Origin of the sequence: Microbacterium sp. nov. GSS16, assembly GCF_028198145.1 — a bacterium.
In the GTDB taxonomy this organism is placed as follows: Bacteria; Actinomycetota; Actinomycetes; order Actinomycetales; family Microbacteriaceae; genus Microbacterium.
Map to the genome: position 1 here is coordinate 932,240 of NZ_CP116338.1, position 16,235 is coordinate 948,474.

The 16,235-nt window shown below is 69.3% G+C and carries 16 protein-coding genes; 14 read left to right on the plus strand and 2 right to left on the minus strand.

Going from position 1 to position 16,235, the window contains the following annotated elements; genetic code table 11:
- Nucleotides 1–78: 78 nt before the first annotated feature.
- Both PGB26_RS04305 and PGB26_RS04310 read left to right on the plus strand, forming a co-directional pair.
- Nucleotides 79–339: a hypothetical protein gene (locus PGB26_RS04305; protein WP_271639115.1), complete on the plus strand. Its 261-nt coding sequence runs from the start codon at nucleotides 79–81 to the stop codon at nucleotides 337–339.
- The gene (locus PGB26_RS04310; protein ID WP_271639116.1) at nucleotides 336–1,634 is read left to right on the plus strand and encodes a hypothetical protein; all 1,299 of its coding nucleotides are present in this window, start codon (nucleotides 336–338) and stop codon (nucleotides 1,632–1,634) included. Before PGB26_RS04305 ends, PGB26_RS04310 begins: the two co-directional genes overlap by 4 nt.
- A gap of 76 nt (nucleotides 1,635–1,710) precedes the next feature.
- On the opposite strand, the gene PGB26_RS04315 is transcribed toward PGB26_RS04310, so the two are convergent.
- The gene (locus tag PGB26_RS04315) at nucleotides 1,711–2,112 is read right to left on the minus strand and encodes a phage holin family protein (RefSeq protein WP_271639117.1); all 402 of its coding nucleotides are present in this window, start codon (nucleotides 2,110–2,112) and stop codon (nucleotides 1,711–1,713) included.
- Nucleotides 2,113–2,173: 61 nt separating this feature from the next.
- On the opposite strand from PGB26_RS04315, the gene PGB26_RS04320 reads away from it, so the two are divergent.
- The 5 genes from PGB26_RS04320 to PGB26_RS04340 all read left to right on the plus strand — a co-directional run bounded on the left by PGB26_RS04320 (nucleotide 2,174) and on the right by PGB26_RS04340 (nucleotide 7,167).
- The gene (locus PGB26_RS04320) at nucleotides 2,174–3,229 is read left to right on the plus strand and encodes a histidinol-phosphate transaminase (protein ID WP_442923013.1); all 1,056 of its coding nucleotides are present in this window, start codon (nucleotides 2,174–2,176) and stop codon (nucleotides 3,227–3,229) included.
- A gap of 83 nt (nucleotides 3,230–3,312) precedes the next feature.
- Entirely contained in the window at nucleotides 3,313–4,440 is a 1,128-nt protein-coding gene (locus tag PGB26_RS04325; RefSeq protein WP_271639119.1) for a thiamine pyrophosphate-dependent enzyme, read from the plus strand.
- Nucleotides 4,440–5,420 carry an alpha-ketoacid dehydrogenase subunit beta gene (locus PGB26_RS04330; RefSeq protein WP_271639120.1) on the plus strand — a complete coding sequence of 327 codons (981 nt, stop codon included), beginning with the start codon at nucleotides 4,440–4,442 and terminating at the stop codon, nucleotides 5,418–5,420. Before PGB26_RS04325 ends, PGB26_RS04330 begins: the two co-directional genes overlap by 1 nt.
- A 21-nt stretch (nucleotides 5,421–5,441) precedes the next feature.
- The gene (locus PGB26_RS04335; protein WP_271639121.1) at nucleotides 5,442–6,755 is read left to right on the plus strand and encodes a dihydrolipoamide acetyltransferase family protein; all 1,314 of its coding nucleotides are present in this window, start codon (nucleotides 5,442–5,444) and stop codon (nucleotides 6,753–6,755) included.
- 76 nt (nucleotides 6,756–6,831) lie between these two features.
- Complete coding sequence (locus PGB26_RS04340; protein ID WP_271639122.1) at nucleotides 6,832–7,167, plus strand: hypothetical protein; 336 nt, start codon at nucleotides 6,832–6,834, stop codon at nucleotides 7,165–7,167.
- Between the two features lie 30 nt (nucleotides 7,168–7,197).
- Here PGB26_RS04340 and PGB26_RS04345 read toward each other — a convergent pair whose 3' ends face one another.
- Nucleotides 7,198–8,415 (minus strand): ROK family protein, encoded by a 1,218-nt coding sequence (locus PGB26_RS04345; protein ID WP_271639123.1) that lies wholly within the window; start codon nucleotides 8,413–8,415, stop codon nucleotides 7,198–7,200.
- A 100-nt stretch (nucleotides 8,416–8,515) separates the two neighbouring features.
- Here PGB26_RS04345 and PGB26_RS04350 point away from each other — a divergent pair, with 100 nt between their 5' ends.
- The 7 genes from PGB26_RS04350 to PGB26_RS04380 all read left to right on the plus strand — a co-directional run bounded on the left by PGB26_RS04350 (nucleotide 8,516) and on the right by PGB26_RS04380 (nucleotide 16,201).
- Complete coding sequence (locus tag PGB26_RS04350) at nucleotides 8,516–9,820, plus strand: ABC transporter substrate-binding protein (RefSeq protein ID WP_271639124.1); 1,305 nt, start codon at nucleotides 8,516–8,518, stop codon at nucleotides 9,818–9,820.
- Nucleotides 9,817–10,728: a carbohydrate ABC transporter permease gene (locus tag PGB26_RS04355; protein ID WP_271639125.1), complete on the plus strand. Its 912-nt coding sequence runs from the start codon at nucleotides 9,817–9,819 to the stop codon at nucleotides 10,726–10,728. Before PGB26_RS04350 ends, PGB26_RS04355 begins: the two co-directional genes overlap by 4 nt.
- Entirely contained in the window at nucleotides 10,728–11,630 is a 903-nt protein-coding gene (locus tag PGB26_RS04360) for a carbohydrate ABC transporter permease (RefSeq protein WP_413634912.1), read from the plus strand. Before PGB26_RS04355 ends, PGB26_RS04360 begins: the two co-directional genes overlap by 1 nt.
- Nucleotides 11,631–11,732: 102 nt before the next feature.
- On the plus strand, nucleotides 11,733–13,406 hold the full coding sequence (locus PGB26_RS04365; protein ID WP_271639126.1) for a glycoside hydrolase family 13 protein: 1,674 nt from the start codon (nucleotides 11,733–11,735) through the stop codon (nucleotides 13,404–13,406).
- Nucleotides 13,407–13,551: 145 nt separating this feature from the next.
- Nucleotides 13,552–14,508: a metal ABC transporter solute-binding protein, Zn/Mn family gene (locus PGB26_RS04370; protein WP_271639127.1), complete on the plus strand. Its 957-nt coding sequence runs from the start codon at nucleotides 13,552–13,554 to the stop codon at nucleotides 14,506–14,508.
- Nucleotides 14,505–15,341 carry a metal ABC transporter ATP-binding protein gene (locus PGB26_RS04375; RefSeq protein WP_271639128.1) on the plus strand — a complete coding sequence of 279 codons (837 nt, stop codon included), beginning with the start codon at nucleotides 14,505–14,507 and terminating at the stop codon, nucleotides 15,339–15,341. The genes PGB26_RS04370 and PGB26_RS04375 overlap by 4 nt, the downstream gene beginning before the upstream one ends.
- A complete protein-coding gene (locus tag PGB26_RS04380; RefSeq protein WP_271639129.1) occupies nucleotides 15,338–16,201 on the plus strand; it encodes a metal ABC transporter permease in 864 nt (287 codons plus the stop codon). Before PGB26_RS04375 ends, PGB26_RS04380 begins: the two co-directional genes overlap by 4 nt.
- Nucleotides 16,202–16,235 lie beyond the last annotated feature (34 nt).

A 16,235-nucleotide genomic window follows, 5' to 3' on the forward strand; every position in this document is an offset into this window, starting at 1 on the left:
ATCGGGGGTCGTCCCGGGTTATTCACAGTCCGTGGGTTGCCGGCTGGGCGCATGCGGCGCGTCGCGCAGGCTAGGGTCATGTTCACCACTATTCACCCGGCGGCTCCCTCCGGCGACGAGCTCGCGGAGCTTGTCACCGGGGTCCGCCTGCTCGATGACGCGCTCGACGCGCTCGCGCAGGTGCGGGCCGAGCTCGACCGCCTGATCGACGACTCCCACTGGGAGGCGGCGGCGGTGCGGATGCTGCGTGCCGCGCTGATCGGGCGGGCGGGCCGGCTCGTCGTCGCCTGCGCCGACATCGCCTCGTACCGAGACGAATGCCTGGCGGCGGTCGTATGACCCTGGAAATCACCGGCGGCGGGGCGATAGCCGTGGACCCGAACGAGATGCGCGCGGTCGCCGACCGGATGGCGGCGACCGCCGCACGGCTGAGCGCCGCCGCCGATGACCTGCGCCGCGCGCATCACGCCGTCTCCTCGGCGTGGCGCGCAGGCAGCCGAGTCGGTGCGGGCGGTCTGTGGGCGACGGCGCAGCACGTGGCTGAAGACGCAGACGAGCTCGGCGACGACGCGCGCGGCACCACGATCATGGCGGATGCTTTCGAGCTGGCCGACCTGCGTTCCGAGCAGCAGCTGCTCGCGGTGGAGCATCCCCTCGAGGCGGAGCTGCTGCAAGGGCGGATCGACGAGCTGGTCGCGTCGTACCCTGCCGTCGACGGGATGGCGCTGCAGCTGACCGCAGCATGGGAGCGCTCGTCGGTGGACGGGATGCTGGATGCGCCCGTCGACCAGCTCGCGGCCATTCTCGGCGACAGCGCGTTCCACATGCCGCTGTGGCTGCTGGCCCCGCTGCTGCAGCGCATCACGACGAGCGCGGGCACGATCCTGAACGGCACGCGGCTCAGCGGCGAGGCGCCGCCGGTCGTGGTGCGGCGGGCGTCGACGCACGCCGTCGAGCGCGCGGCCACTACTCTCGCTCAGCTCACGCAGCGCCTGCCCGACGGAAAGGCGCAGGTCGCGGTCGAGAAGCGCACCCACGCCGACGGCACCACGTCGTTCGTCGCGTACATCGACGGCACCCGCACCATCAGAAGCGGCTTCGAGGAGCCGTGGGACTCCGGCTCGAACTGGGACCTCTACATCGACCGCGAGCAGAGCGCCTCGTACGCGGCGACGATGGAGGCGCTGCGGCAGGCGGGCGCCGAGCCCGGGGCGCGCGTCGACCTCGTGGGGTACTCGCAGGGCGGTGCGATCGCTGCGGCGGTGGCGGTGAGCGGGGTGTACACCACGTCGCGGGTGATGACCGTGGGGAGCCCGACGGTTCCGGTGCTCGACGCGGACCAGACGCTCATCCGGGTCGTCCACCCCGACGATCCCGTCGGCGCCGGCCTCACCTCCGGTGGTCCTGCGGCCAGTATCGGCTCACCCGACAGCATGACCATCTCACGTGACGACGCGGCGAACGGGAAGGCATCGACGTTCGGCGCGCACATGCGGGATGCGTACGACGAGACGCTCGCCCTCGCCGACGAGTCGGGAGACGCCCGCGTCGAGCGGATGCACGACACGCTGCGTTCGGAGGCGGACGACATCGTCTCGGTCGAGCGGACCGAGTTCCACGCGACCAGGCCGTGACGGGGTCGGGAACGCACCGAGTTCCATGCGACCAGACCGTGACACCTCGCGGCCGGGCCCGCGCCTCCGCTCCGCGTCAGCGGCGCTTCTTCTTCTCCTGCGGCCGCAGGATGGCGCCGAGGATCGCGTTGATCACCGAGATGAGGAACGCGGCCACGACCGCCCACCAGAACGACTCCACCGTCAGCCCCCAGCTGAACGCGCCGGTGATCCACGCGGTGATCCACAGCAGCAGACCGTTGATGATGAACGAGATCAGCCCGAGCGTCAGGATGTACAGCGGGAACGCGACGATGCGGATCACCGTGCCGATGATCGAGTTGACCAGAGCGAACACCGCGCCGACGGCGAGCAGGGTCAGCGCGACCTGCAGGTCGCCCCCCGGGGCGAACGGCCGGATGCCCACACCGAGAACCGGGATCAGCGTGACGATCCAGATGGCGAAGGCGTTGATGACGACGCGGATGAGGAATCGCATGTGCTGATCCTGTCACGTCAGGGGCCGATGCCGCTCTTAGACTGATGCCGTGACCGAGCCGATGCTGCCCCGAATCCGTCCTGAGATCGCCGCCCTGCCGCCGTACCGCCAGGGCAAGCAGGCCGGCCCCGAGGCGTTCAAGCTCTCGAGCAATGAGAACCCCTTCGAGCCGCTCCCGTCGGTACTGGAGGCGCTGCAGGCGACCACGCCGGTCAACCGCTATCCCGACGCCTCCGCGGCGGCGCTGCGCGCCCGCCTCGGCGAGAGGTTCGGCGTCGAGTCCGACGCCGTGCACGTCGCCGCCGGGTCGGTCTCGATCCTGCACCAGCTGGTGCTCGGCACCTCGTCGGTCGGCGACGAGGTCGTCTACGCCTGGCGCTCGTTCGAGGCGTATCCCAGCCTTCCGCTGGTGGCCGGCGCGACGGGCGTGCAGGTGCCCCTCGCCTCGGGCGCCAGGCATGATCTCGACGCGATGGCGGATGCCGTAACCGACCGCACCCGCGTGGTGATCGTCTGCACGCCGAACAACCCGACCGGCCCGATCGTCACGAGCGCCGAGTTCGCGGCATTCGTCGACCGCGTGCCGCGAGACGTGCTGATCATCCTCGACGAGGCGTACGCCGAGTTCGTCACCGCGCCCGACGCGGTCGACGGGCTCGCGGAGCGCCTCTTCGATCGGCATCCGAACGTCGTCGTGCTGCGCACCTTTTCCAAGGCCTACGGGCTCGCCGGTCTGCGCGTGGGCTATGCGATCGGGCATCCGCGGGTGCTCGACGCCGCCCGCACCACCGGCATCCCGCTGTCGGTGACCAGCGCGGCCGAGCGCGCGGCGATCGCCAGTCTCGACGCCGAGCCCGAGCTGCGCGAGCGCGTGTCGGTGATCGTCGAGCGGCGCACGCGCCTCGTCGGCGGCCTGCGCGCGCAGGGCTGGCAGGTGCCCGACTCGCAGGCGAACTTCGTCTGGCTGCCCGCCGGCCAGCGCACCGACGAGGTCGCCGCCGCATTCGACGCCGCCGACCTGATCGTGCGCCCTTTCCCGGGCGACGGGATCCGGATCTCGGTCGGTGAAGAGGAGTCGATCGACCGCGTGCTGGCCGTCGCCAAGTCGCTGCTCTGACACGAGAAGTCCAGGTGCCGGGCACTTACTAGGGGCCCCTAGGTATGCGTGACCTGGCATGCCGACGTGGGTAGCGTGGTCGGGTGACCCCGATCGAAGCACCCCTCGTTCGCGTCCTCGCCGACGACGGCAGCTACGCCCCCTCGGCTGCCGCCGAGCGCTATCTGCCGCTCATCGACGCGCTCACCGACGCCGAGCTCGAGCAGTTCTACCGAGACATGGTCGTCATCCGCGCGATCGACACGCAGGCGACCAACCTGCAGCGCCAGGGCCAGCTCGCCCTGTGGCCGCCGAGCCGCGGCCAGGAGGCAGCTCAAGTCGGATCCGCCCGCGCCGCGCGCGCGCAGGACACGCTGTTCCCCTCGTACCGCGAGCACGCGGTCACCCGCATCCGCGGCGTCGACCCCGTCGACATCCTCAAGGTCATGCGCGGCACCTCGCACGGGGGCTGGAACCCCACCGACGCCAAGAACGGCAACACTCGCATCTACACGCTGGTGCTCGGGTCGCAGACCCTGCACGCCGCCGGATACGCGATGGGTCTCACGTTCGACGGCCGCACCGGCACGGGTGATGTCGAGCGCGACGAGGCCGTGGTCGTCTACTACGGCGACGGCGCCTCCAGTCAGGGCGACGTGCACGAGGCGATGGTGTTCGCCGCCAGCTACGACGCCCCGGTGCTGTTCTTCCTGCAGAACAACCACTGGGCCATCTCGGTGCCCGTCGAGACGCAGTCGAAGGTGCCGCTGGTCGGCCGTGGGCCGGGGTACGGCATCCCGTCGGTGCGAGTCGACGGCAACGACGTGCTCGCCAGCTACGCCGTCTCGCGCGCGCTGCTCGACGAGACCCGCAGCGGCCTCGGCCCGCGCGCGATCGAGGCGGTGACGTACCGCATGGGCGCGCACACGACCAGTGATGACCCCACGAAGTACCGACACTCCGACGAGGAGCAGCGGTGGGCGCAACGCGACCCGATCGCACGCATGCGCGCTTTCCTCGAGGGGCGGGGCGCGCCGGCATCCCTCTTCGAGGAGACGGATGCCGAGGCGGCGGACGCCGCCGAAGACCTGCGCAGCCGCGCCGTCACCCTCACCTCACCGGAGCGATCACTGATCTTCGACCACGTGTACAGCGACCCGCACCCGCTGATGGCGGAGCAGAAGGCATGGCTGAACGACTACGAGGCCTCGTTCGAGGGAGGGGCGCACTGATGACCATCGAATCGATGCCGATGTCGAAGGCGCTGAACGCGGGTCTCCGAAAGGCGATGGAGGACGACCCGCGGGTGCTGCTGATGGGGGAGGACATCGGTCGCCTGGGCGGCGTCTTCCGCATCACCGAGCACCTGCAGCGCGACTTCGGCGATCGCCGCGTGCTCGACACCCCGCTGGCCGAATCGGGCATCGTCGGCACCGCGATCGGGCTGGCCATGGCCGGATTCCGCCCGGTGATCGAGATCCAGTTCGACGGTTTCGTGTTCCCCGCCTTCGACCAGATCACCTCGCAGCTCGCCAAGCTCACGAACCGGCACGAGGGCGCCCTGTCGATGCCCGTCGTCATCCGCATCCCGTACGGCGGGCACATCGGCGCCGTCGAGCACCACCAGGAGAGTCCCGAGGCGTACTTCGCGCACACCCCCGGTCTGCGGGTGGTCTCGCCGTCGACCTCGAACGACGCGTACTGGATGATCCAGGAGGCGATCCGCTCGAACGACCCGGTGATCTTCCTCGAGCCGAAGAGCCGCTACTGGCAGAAGGGTGAGGTCGAGTTCGAGGCATCCGCCCTGCCCCTGCACGCCTCGCGCATCGTGCGCCGCGGCAGCGACGTGACCCTCGTCGGCCACGGCGCCATGGTCACCACGCTGCTGCAGGCGGCCGCGCTCGCCGAGGCCGAGGGCACCAGCTGCGAGGTCGTCGACGTGCGCTCGCTCTCACCCGTCGACTACGGGCCGATCCTCGATTCGGTGCGCTCCACCGGGCGCATGGTCTACGCGCAGGAAGCCCCGGGGCACACGAGCGTCGGCGGCGAGATCGCCGCGACGGTCATGGAGCGCGCGTTCTACGCGCTTGAGGCCCCGGTGCTGCGGGTGTCGGGCTTCGACGCGCCGTTCCCGCCCGCCAAGCTCGAAGGCACCTACCTGCCGGATGCCGACCGCATCCTCGACGCCGTCGACCGCTCGCTCGCCTACTGATCCCGACGGAGGACATCTCTCATGACCACCGAAACCTTCACTCTTCCCGACGTCGGCGAGGGTCTCACCGAGGCCGAGCTCGTGGCATGGAAGGTCGCGCCCGGCGACGCCGTCGCGATCAACGACGTCATCTGCGAGATCGAGACGGCGAAGTCGCTCGTCGAGCTTCCCTCTCCGCACGCCGGTGTCGTCGGCGAGCTGCTGGTCGCCGAGGGCGTGACGGTCGAGGTCGGGTCGCCGATCATCACGTTCGTGTCGGAGGCCGAGGCGGCGGATGCCGGTATCGCGGCGAACCCGAAGGATCCCGCGGCTCCGCCGGCGACCGACGAGGGCGGCGGGTCGGTGCTCGTCGGCTACGGAACCGGGGGAGGGGCGACCTCGCGCCGCCGGAAGCCGGCCGAGCGTCCTGTGCGCTCGTCGGTCGGCGTGATCGCCAAGCCGCCGATCCGCAAGCTCGCCCGCGACCTGAACGTCGAGCTCACCGAGGTGACACCGACAGGCGCCGACGGCGAGGTCACCCGTGACGATGTCGTGAAGCACGCCGAGCAGGCGAGCGTGTTCCGCAACATCGAGACTCCCGCCTGGGGCGCCATCCGTGAGGAGAAGCTGCCCGTCAAGCCGCAGGTCGACGAAGGGCGCTCCGAATCGATCCCCGTCAAGGGCGTGCGCAAGGCGACGTCGTCGGCGATGGTGCAGAGCGCGTACTCCGCCCCGCACGTGACGGTGTGGAAGGAGATCGACGCGACCCGAACCATGGATCTCGTCAAGCGGCTGAAGGCCTCGCCCGACTACGCCGACATCCGCGTCTCACCGCTGCTGATCATGGCCCGTGCCGTGATCTGGGCCGCACGCCGCACTCCGATGGTCAACGCCGCCTGGGTCGACACCGACTCCGGCGCCGAGATCGTCGTGCGCCACTACGTGAACCTGGGTATCGCGGCCGCGACTCCGCGCGGTCTGCTGGTGCCGAACATCAAGGACGCGCAGGATCTCAGCATGAAGGATCTCGCGCGCTCGCTGAACCGACTCACGCTCACGGCGCGCGAGGGCAAGACGAGCCCCGCCGACCAGCAAGGTGGCACCATCACGATCACCAACATCGGTGTCTTCGGCATGGACGCGGGCACCCCGATCATCAACCCCGGCGAGGCCGGCATCGTCGCCATGGGCACGATCGCCCAGAAGCCGTGGGTGGTCGACGGCGAGGTGCGCCCGCGCTGGGTCACGACGGTGTCGGGTTCGTTCGATCACCGGGTGATCGACGGCGACGGCATGAGCCGGTTCATCGCCGACGTCGCCTCGATCCTCGAGGAGCCAGCCCTGCTCGTCGACTGAGTGCACCGGCTATCCCATCACAAGAGGAATATCAACCCAGGCGGCGATCGGCGCATCGCTCTGGCAGTGTTTCGGCGTGAAACTCGTCTCCTACGCCGGCCAGCAGCTGATCACCACCAATGATGTCGCAGACGCGCTGGTGGAGCTCGCGGCTGCCATCGCGCGGGAGGGCGAGACGGAGGCGCTGCACATCCCCGTCGTGATCAACGGCGCCAAAGACAGCGCCGACCTGCTCGTCGGTGTCGGCAACGATCTCCTCGTGGGCCCGCAGACGTCCGACGGAGCGGATCCGGACTTCTCGGTCGAGGCCGAGACGCTGCGCTCGCACCGTCTTTATCCTCGCCCCAGGGACGAGGCGGACGACGACGAGTTCGACGCCGGCCTGAACGCGAGCTTCGACCCCGATCTCTGACGCGGCGCACTCGAGCGCATCGTCGCGCGATCACGCCGTTGCGAGTCTGCGCTCGGCCAGCAGCGGCACGGCGCGCTCGCGCGCCGCCCGCCGTGCCGTGGCCACCGCGCCGAGCGAGACCACCTCGGCACCGAGCGATGAGGCGAGCAGATCGGGCGCCGGGAGGTGCATCTGAGCGGGCAGCATCGCACGAGCCGCTGTGATCACCGGTTGGATGCTCTCGGCGATCGCGCCGCACACGATCACACGAGCGGGGTCGTACATGCTGCTGAGCACGCCCACGATCCGTGCGAGCCTCTCTCCGACCCGCGAGCAGACGAGCACCGCATCCCGATCGCCCTCGGCGGCGGCGACGAGCACGACGCGCGGATCGATGCGCACGGCATCCGACAGGCGTCCGATCAGCCCCCGCCGATCGATCTCGCCGTCCTCGACCGCCGAGCGCACCTCGTCCTGCACGGTGTGGCTCAGACCGACGGCCGAGCCCACGCCGACGATGTGATCGAACACCACGCCCTCGCCGACGCCGCCGTGCGCGCCGTGCAGCAGGTGCCCGTCGACGACCACTCCGCCGCCGAAGCGCTCGCCGGCCAGCAGCGCGACGTAGTCGCGGCATCCGACCGCTGCGCCCAGAGACCCTTCGGCGACCGCAGCGAGCAGAGCATCGTTCTTGACCTCGACGACCGGCGCCCAGTCGGTGAGCGCCGTCGCGAGAGCCGGGTTGGTCCGCTCCCAGAACCCCTGGGGGTGCGGGGGAGAGGTGCCCTCACGGTCGACAGGGGCGGCGACGCCCACGCAGATCGACAGCAGCGACTCGCGCGTGCGCCCGGCGTCGGCCAGGGACTGCTCGAGGTGCTGCAGGATCGTGGCGCGGCGCTCATCAGGCGTCTGCTCGGGATCGAGGTCGACGCGGCGATGCGCGAGGGAGGTGTCGAGCAGGTCGGCGATCGTGACAGCGAGGTGCGTGTCGCCGGCGTCGATGCCGGCGACCACGCCCAGATCGGGGCAGAGCGTGAAGCGTCGAGCGGGCCGGCCCGCCCGGTACGCGCCGGCCGCCCGCGCATTCGGCAGCTCGGTGAGGATCCCTGCGCCGACCAGCGTCGCGAGCGCCTCGATGGCGGTGGATCGGGTGATGGCGGTGGATGCCATGGCATCCGTCGCCGTGAACTCTCCCGCGGTCCAGGCGTAGTCGAGCACCGCTCCGACGCTGGCTCTGCCGGTGCCGAGATCTGCGGAGATATCGCTCACAGCTCTTGACCTCTTCCCTTCCCTCTGAGAGAGTACCGGGCAAGCGACTAAATCTAGTCACTAGATTTACTCTCCGGATATTCAGGTCGGAAGGACGACGGTGTCTGTCACATCTCCTCGCGCGGTGCGCATCGCGGCGAGCGCCGCGACGCTCGCGCTGCTCGGCTCGGCCCTGGTCGGCTGTTCGTCGGACGGCCGCGAGACCATCCGCTTCACCTTCAGCAAACGCGAGGCGATCGAGTTCATGACCAAGCTCGTCGCCGACTACAACGCCTCGCAGGACGACGTGCGCGTCGAGATCGACACATCCGGCGTCGACGTCGTCTCGGCCAGCTTCGTGCGCGGCAACCCGCCCGACATCATGCTCGCCAACTACAACTACGAGGTCGCGCGCTTCGTGCAGCGCTGCGCGCTCAGCGATCTCAGCGGCACCGACGCCGCGAAGAGCGTGCGCGAGGATCTGCAGCCGCTCATGGAGCAGTACGGGTCATGCGAAGGGCGCACCAGCGCACTGCCCTATTCGGTGATGGCCGCGTCGGTCATCTACAACAAGCAGATCTTCGCCGAGCAGGGCCTCGAGGTCCCGCGCACGTGGGACGAGCTGCTGCAGGTCGCCGATCAGCTGAAGCAGGCCGGGATCACCCCGTTCTACGGCACCTTCAAAGACGACTGGACGGTGGGTCAGGGCTGGTACGACTACTCGGTCGGAGGGTCGCTCGACGTGCTCGAGTTCTTCGACGCCCTCGCGAAGGAGGGCACCGAGGTGGGCCCCGAGTCGGAGGTCTCGTTCCAGAAGAATTTCGCCGAGCCGATGGACCGGATGCTGACGCTCGCGTCCGACTACACCAACGACGACGCGGCCAGTCGCGGCTACGGCGACGGCAACCTCGCCTTCTCGAAGGGGGAGGCGGCCATGTACCTGCAGGGGCCGTGGGCGTTCAGCGAGATCGCGAAGACCGCCCCCGACCTCGAGCTCGGCACCTTCCCGCTGCCGATGACCGACGACCCCGACGACCTCGCCGTGCGCGTCAACATGGACCTCGCGGCGATGATCCCCGAGGAGTCTCGCCACAAAGAGGCTGCCCGGGACTTCCTCGAGTACCTCTACCAGCCCGAGCACATCGAGGAGTACAACGCATCGCAGCTCGGCTTCACCCCGCTCGAAGACGCCGCCGCGCCGGATGATCCGCGCATCGAGGGGATGATCGAGTACTACGACGAGGGCCGCATCTACCAGGGCCCCTCGGTTCTCGTTCCCAAGACGATCCCCGTCTTCAACTACGCGCAGGCCATGGTGCTCGGGGCCGACCCCGACGACATCCTGCGCACGATGGACGCCGACTGGGCGCGCATCGCCTTCCGCGCCCCTGCGCCCACCAGCCAGACGAAGGAGTCGGCAGAATGAGCACCACGTCCACGGTCATCACGCAGGGCGATCGCACACGCCGACGCAGCAGTCGTCGGGTCGAGCCGATCTACTACTTCTTCCTCGTCCCCACCCTCGTGCTGTTCACCCTGGCGATCACCGTCCCCGGCGTGATCGGCATCTTCTTCAGCTTCACCGACTCGATCGGGCTCGGCGACTGGAGCTTCAACGGCCTGACGAACTACATCGCGATGTTCAGCGACCCGGCCATCCTGCAGAGCTACCTGTTCACGTTCGGGTTCTCGATCGCGACGGTGATCGTCGTCAACTTCGTCGCGTTCCTGCTCGCCGTGGGGCTCACCTCGCGCATCCGGTTCAAGACGGGCCTGCGCACGATCTTCGTCATCCCGATGGTGATCTCGGGCATCATCATCGCCTACGTCTTCAACTTCCTCTTCTCGAACTCGATCCCCGCCGCCGGCGCGGCGACGGGCATCGGCTGGCTGCAGACCAGCCTGCTGGCCAACCCCGACCTCGCCTGGGTCGCCATCGTCATCGTCACGGCGTGGCAGGCGATCCCCGGCACGATGCTCATCTACATCGCGGGACTGCTCTCTGTGCCCGGCGACGTGTACGAGGCCGCGTCGATCGACGGTGCGACCAAGACGCAGCAGCTCATGCGCATCACCGTCCCTCTCGTGGCCGGCTACGTGGTGATCAATGTCATCCTCGGGTTCAAGGGCTTCCTGAACGCCTACGACATCATCGTCGGCCTCACCAACGGCGGCCCGGGCACCGCCACCCGCAGCGTCGCGATGACGATCATCGCGGGCTTCAACGGCGGCGACTACGCCTACCAGATGGCGAACGCGACGATCTTCTTCATCGTCGCCGTGCTCATCTCCCTGCTCCAGCTCTCGCTGACGCGCGGAAGGAATGCGCTCTGATGACCACCCAGCCCGCTCTCACCTCGGCCACCCCGGGCGCACTGACCGAGCGCACACCGACCACGCCGTCGCGCACGGCGATGGAGCGCGTCAACTGGTCGGGCACCATCATCCTCATCCTGTGTGCGGTCACCGTGCTGCTGCCTCTGTACGTCACCATCTCGATGGCGTTCAAGACCACCGGCCAGGCCGTCGACGGCAACGCGTTCTCGCTGCCGGCGCCGTTCAGCGTCGACGGCTTCGTGCAGGCCTGGACCCTGACGAAGTTCCCCGTCGGCGCGGCGATCTCGATGCTCGTCACGGCCGGAACGGTGATCGCGACGATCGTGCTCGCGGCCTTCGCGTCGTACGCGATCGTGCGCAACTGGGACCGGCGGTTCTTCCGGTACTCCTTCTTCTATCTGCTCGCGGCGATGTTCATCCCGTTCCCCGTCGTCGCGCTGCCGCAGATCCAGCTGACCGGCCGAGTCGGGCTCGACAACCCCATGGGCGTGATCATCCTCGCCACGATGTTCCAGCTCAGCTTCAGCGTGCTGCTGTTCACCGCGTTCCTGCGCTCGATCCCCATCGAGCTCGAAGAGAGCGCCCGCATCGACGGCGCGACGACATGGCAGACGTTCTGGAAGCTGATCTTCCCGCTGCTCGCGCCGATGAGCGCCACGGTCGGCATCTTCGCGTTCCTCTACGCGTGGAACGACTTCATGATGCCGTCGTTGATCATCTCCGATCCGAACCTGCAGACCCTTCCCGTGCGGCAGAACCTGTTCCAGAACCAGTTCAGCAACAACTACAACGTCGCCTTCGCCTCGTACCTCATGGCCATGGCGCCCGCGATCGTCGCCTACCTGTTCACGCAGCGCTGGGTGATGGAGGGCGTCACCCAGGGCGCCGTGAAGGGCTGATGCTTCGGCAGGCTCAGCTACCCAGGGGAGCAGGCTCAGCAACCCAGGGGAGCAGGCTCCGCAACCCACCAGACCGACCCAAACCCCCAGTCAAGGAGATTCATGACCGACCCGTCCGTCGCCGAGCAGAGCACCATCGACCCCACCACGTGGTGGCGGCAGGCCGCCGTCTACCAGATCTATCCGCGCAGCTTCGCCGACGGCAACGGTGACGGCATCGGCGACATCGCCGGCATCCTCTCCCGCGTCGACTACCTCGCCGAGCTGGGTATCGACGCGGTCTGGCTCAGCCCTTTCTACCCTTCCGCGCTCGCCGACGGCGGCTATGACGTGGCCGACTATCGCGACGTCGACCCCCGCATCGGCACGCTCGAGGAGTTCGACCGGATGGTTCAGGCGCTGCACGAGCGCGGCATCCACGTCATCGTCGACATCGTCCCGAACCACTCGTCTAACCTGCACGAGTGGTTCCAGGAGGCGCTGGCCGCTGGGCGCGGGTCGGCCGCCCGGGAGCGGTACATCTTCCGCGAGGGCACCGGTCCCGACGGCAGCGAGCCGCCCACCGACTGGCTGTCGGTGTTCGGCGGCGGGGCCTGGGAGCGGGTGGAGGACGGGCAGTGGTACTTCCACCACTTCGCCGTCGAGCAGCCCGACCTGAACTGGTCGCACCCCGAGGTGCGCGCCGACTTCCTGAAGACTCTGCGGTTCTGGTCGGACCGTGGTGTCGACGGCTTCCGCATCGACGTCGCCCACATGCTCACCAAGGACCTCACCGAGCCGCTGCCCAGCCGCGCCGAGCTCGAGGCCATCGACAGCACCACCGGTCAGCACCCGATCACCGATCGCGACGACGTGCACGAGGTGTACGCCGAATGGCGCCAGGTGTTCAACGAGTACGACCCGCCGCGCACCGCCGTCGCCGAGGCATGGGTTCAGACGCCAGAGCGGCGCGCCCGGTACGCGTCGGCCGAGGGGCTCGGCCAGGCGTTCAACTTCGATCTGCTCGAGGCCGACTTCGACGCCGCGGAGTTCCGTCGCCTGATCACGGTCAACCTCGCGCAGGCCGATGCGACGGGATCGTCGACGACCTGGGTGCTCTCGAACCATGACGTCACCCGGCATGCCACACGCTACGGGCTGCCGCCGCTGGACGGCCGGCGGGTCAAGCAGGGCACGGAGTGGGTCGCCGCCGGCGGACCCGATGACCAGCTCGATCGCGCGCAGGGGCGCCGGCGCGCCGAGGCGGCCACGATGCTGCTGCTCGGCCTGCCCGGCAGTACCTATCTCTACCAAGGCGAGGAGCTCGGCCTGCACGAGGTCGCCGATATCTCGCCCGAGCAGCGTCAGGACCCGGCCTTCTTCCGCGGCGCGGAGTTCGACGGACTCGGCCGCGACGGATGCCGGGTTCCGCTGCCGTGGAGCGCCGAGGGGGCGTCGTTCGGCTTCGGCTCCGACGGCGCGCATCTGCCCCAGCCATCGTGGTTCGCCGAGTACGCGGTGGATGTCGAGGCGGCGGATCCGGCATCCACCCTCTCGCTCTATCGGAAGGCGCTGGGACTGCGCCGTCGCCTGCAGACGGAGGAGAGGCTCGAGTGGCGTGAGACCGGCCGGTCCGACGTGCTGCGCTTCGCTCGCCCGAACGGATGGCAGGTGGTGACGAACTTCGGCACCGAGCCGTTCGATCTCGGCGCGGATGCGGATGCCGTGCTGCTGAGCACCCAGCCGCTTCGCGACGGCGCCCTGCCGGCGGAGGCGACGGCCTGGCTGAGGGCTTGACGCTCGCACTCGTATGAGGTCGGAGACGTTCGCGAATCGTGAATTCGCGTACGTCTCCGACCGCAGGTCGGTCTCGCCCTGTCTCATGTGTGGGAACTTCGTCGCCAAGTTGAGAATGGTTCTCATTAGCAATTAGCATGGGCACATGCACTCCTCACGCTTCGTCCTCGCAGTCGCCCTGTCCGCCGCATCCGCCCTCGCCCTGACCGGATGCTCGGCGCCGGCGGAGACGAGCGATGACGGCGCGCTGCAGGTCGTCGCCTCGACCAACGTCTACGGTCAGCTCGCGGCCGAGCTCGGCGGAGACCGCGTCGAGGTGACCAGCCTGATCGACTCGGCCGCGAAGGATCCGCACGGCTACGAGGCCACCGCCCGCGATCGCCTCGCCGTGCAGAAGGCCGACCTCGTCATCGCGAACGGCGGCGGCTACGACGCTTTCATGGACGAGCTGATCGACGGATCGGATGCCGTCGTGATCACTGCGGCGGAGTTCTCGCACGACTACCCGGACGCCGTGGTCGACGACCACGGCGACGCCGACCACGCCGACGAGCACGAGGGCCACTCGCACATCGAGGGCTTCAACGAGCACGTCTGGTTCGACGTGCACACGGTCTCGCACGTCGCCGAGCAGATCGCGGCCGATCTCGCCGAGCTCGACCCGGCGGGCAAGGCGGATTACTCGGCCGCCGCCGAGACGCTGGCCGGCGAACTCGAGGCGATCGAGGGTGAACTCGACGAGCTGCACGCGAAGCTCGAGGGCACGCCGGTATTCATCACCGAGCCGCTGCCCGGCGCGCTGGCCGCCGCGGCCGGTCTCGACGACGTCGCCCCCGAGGGGTTCGCCTCGGCGGTGGAAGAGGGCAACGAGGTCGCCCCCGCGATCCTGCTCGAGTCGCTGTCATTGGTCGAAGACGGCGGAGTGCGCGCGGTGCTCGCCAACGCGCAGACCGGCGGCACCGAGACGAGCCGCATCGAAGACGCCGCGCGCGGTGCGGGCATCCCCGTGATCACCTTCCATGAGCTGCTCAGCGCCGACCAGTCGTACGCTGAGTGGATGCGCTCTGCGATCTCCGACCTCGCCGCCGCACTCGACGGATGAGCGGCGCTCCATCCAGCGTGCTCGAGATCCGCGGTGCCGCGCTGCATCGCTCCCGCCGCGAGCTGTGGTCGGGACTCGATCTCGACGTCGCGCCGGGGGAGTTCCTCGCCGTGCTCGGGCCGTCCGGATCGGGCAAGACGACTCTGCTGCGCAGCATCCTGGGCCTGCAGCCGCTCTCAGCCGGCAGCATCCGGGTCGGCGGGCGGCCCGCTCGGCGCGGTAACCGCCGCATCGGCTACGTGCCGCAGCAGCGACCGCTGCCGCCCGACACGAGCATGCGCGCGCGAGACCTCGTCGCGCTCGGCGTGAACGGCACCCGTTTCGGCCTGCCCATCCCGCGCCGCGGCGATCGCGCGCGCGTCGACGCGCTGCTCGAGGGAGTGGGCGCGGCGCACTACGCCGAGCGGCCGGTCGGACTGCTCTCGGGCGGCGAGCAGCAGCGACTGCGGGTCGGCCAGGCTCTCGCCGACGATCCCGCGCTGCTCCTGTGCGACGAGCCGCTGTCGGGTCTCGACCTGGCCAACCAGCGCGGCATCACCGACATCATCGATCGTCAGCGACGACAGGGCGCAGGAGTGCTGTTCGTCACCCACGACGTCAACCCGATCCTGGGGCTCGTCGACCGCATCCTCTACATCGCCGGCGGCAGGTTCGTGCTCGGCACTCCCGACGAGGTGCTGCAGAGCCGAGTGCTCACCGATCTGTACGGCACGGCGGTGTTCGTGCTGCGCGCCGGCGACCGGCTGGTGGTGGTCGGTGCGCCGGATGCCGAGGGCACGCACGCGCACGAGCACTCCGAAGACGGCGACGCGCACCGGGGAGCGCACGCATGAGGCCGCTGCTCGAGTGGGGTGACGTCTTCTCGTTCCAGGACTACGGCGAGCTGCTCGTCCTGCTGTCGAACTCGCTGATCGCGGGCGCCGTGCTGGGCGTGGTCGGCGGCCTGATCGGCGTCTTCGTCATGCAGCGCGACCTCGCCTTCGCGGTGCACGGGGTGAGCGAGCTGTCGTTCGCCGGCGCCGCCGCCGCCCTGCTGTTCGGCGGCAGTGTCGTCATGGGGTCGTTGGGCGGGGCGCTGGTGGCCGCCGTCCTCATCGGCGTGCTCGGCGCGAGAGCTCGTGACCGCAATTCGATCGTGGGCGTGCTGATGCCGTTCGGGCTGGGCCTGGGCATCCTGTTCCTCTCGCTCGTGGAGGGACGCACCGCGAACCGCTTCGGTCTGCTCACCGGCCAGATCGTGTCGGTCTCGAACCCCGACCTCGGCTGGCTTATCGGCATCTCGGCGGTCGTTCTGATCGGACTGCTGCTGATGTGGAATCCGCTGCGCTTCGACTCGCTCGACGCCGAATCGGCCGCCGCTCGCGGCGTGCCCGTGCGCGCGGTCAGTCTCATCTTCATGGTGCTGCTCGGGCTGATCGTCGCGGTCAGCGTGCACATCATCGGCGCCCTGCTCGTGATGGCGCTGCTGGTCACCCCGGCGGCCGCGGCGATGCGCCTGTCGAGCGGACCCGTCGCGGTGCCGCTGCTCGCGGCGCTGTTCGGCTTCACGGCCGCAGTGGGGGGCATCCTGCTCGCGCTCGCCGGGACGCTTCCGGTCAGTCCCTACATCACCACGATCTCGTTCCTGATCTATGCCGGATGCTGGACCCTGCAGCGGGTGCGGTCGAGGGTGCGTCGCGGGGCGCGCGGATGAGCCCGGATGCCGGCAGGCAGACCCCGCCGGGTGC

What these genes read in the sequence shown, in the direction of transcription:
- PGB26_RS04305 (WP_271639115.1), top strand. Translation starts at nt 79, where the DNA reads ATGTTCACCACTATTCACCCGGCGGCTCCCTCCGGCGACGAGCTCGCG.
- PGB26_RS04310 (WP_271639116.1), top strand. Translation starts at nt 336, where the DNA reads ATGACCCTGGAAATCACCGGCGGCGGGGCGATAGCCGTGGACCCGAAC.
- PGB26_RS04315 (WP_271639117.1), bottom strand. Translation starts at nt 2,112, where the DNA reads ATGCGATTCCTCATCCGCGTCGTCATCAACGCCTTCGCCATCTGGATC.
- PGB26_RS04320 (WP_442923013.1), top strand. Translation starts at nt 2,174, where the DNA reads ATGCTGCCCCGAATCCGTCCTGAGATCGCCGCCCTGCCGCCGTACCGC.
- PGB26_RS04330 (WP_271639120.1), top strand. Translation starts at nt 4,440, where the DNA reads ATGACCATCGAATCGATGCCGATGTCGAAGGCGCTGAACGCGGGTCTC.
- PGB26_RS04335 (WP_271639121.1), top strand. Translation starts at nt 5,442, where the DNA reads ATGACCACCGAAACCTTCACTCTTCCCGACGTCGGCGAGGGTCTCACC.
- PGB26_RS04355 (WP_271639125.1), top strand. Translation starts at nt 9,817, where the DNA reads ATGAGCACCACGTCCACGGTCATCACGCAGGGCGATCGCACACGCCGA.
- PGB26_RS04360 (WP_413634912.1), top strand. Translation starts at nt 10,728, where the DNA reads ATGACCACCCAGCCCGCTCTCACCTCGGCCACCCCGGGCGCACTGACC.
- PGB26_RS04365 (WP_271639126.1), top strand. Translation starts at nt 11,733, where the DNA reads ATGACCGACCCGTCCGTCGCCGAGCAGAGCACCATCGACCCCACCACG.
- PGB26_RS04370 (WP_271639127.1), top strand. Translation starts at nt 13,552, where the DNA reads ATGCACTCCTCACGCTTCGTCCTCGCAGTCGCCCTGTCCGCCGCATCC.
- PGB26_RS04375 (WP_271639128.1), top strand. Translation starts at nt 14,505, where the DNA reads ATGAGCGGCGCTCCATCCAGCGTGCTCGAGATCCGCGGTGCCGCGCTG.
- PGB26_RS04380 (WP_271639129.1), top strand. Translation starts at nt 15,338, where the DNA reads ATGAGGCCGCTGCTCGAGTGGGGTGACGTCTTCTCGTTCCAGGACTAC.